Source organism: Polaromonas sp. P1_G2 (assembly GCF_056405515.1).
The window spans coordinates 1-434 of the sequence record NZ_JBFUBY010001260.1; the positions used below are offsets into that span (position 1 = coordinate 1).

1 protein-coding gene is annotated in these 434 nt (G+C 42.2%); it reads right to left on the bottom strand.

The features are described from left to right. Positions 1–165: 165 nt before the first annotated feature. Positions 166–434 (bottom strand): hypothetical protein (locus tag AC1D0P_RS30050; RefSeq protein ID WP_477680070.1); only part of this gene is annotated, 269 nt, incomplete at its 5' end.

The following is a 434-nucleotide window of genomic DNA, read 5'->3' on the forward strand; positions in this document are numbered from 1 at the left end:
CGATTGAGGTGTACCCAAATCGAAGCGCTTCGTTCTCCGTTCTTGGCAACTGCTTCCAGAAGGATAGTCGAAAGTATAGAGGTTAGTCATTATCTACAGCGTGGCTAAGCGTAGACTTTTTGCCCCGGCGGCGAACATTTCCTCGGGACTGATCAGTAAAAATTACTATTGCGAGTTCGCCTCCCGCACATATACGTTTTCCTTGTAAGTATCCCATAATTTATTATTTTCAATATTATCAATTCCTCGCGAAAATATAATGTATATCTCCTCCGCGTTTAAGCCTGAGAGTTCAAAAGCTTCAGCTATCGTACCAGGCATCTCCTCTTGTAGAATAAGTAGACTGTCCTCCGTATCCTTGCCTTGATAAATGTTGCGGAGAAACGCATTATATATATAGCGGTAAGTAAAATCTTTGTCGGACAGGTCTAAGT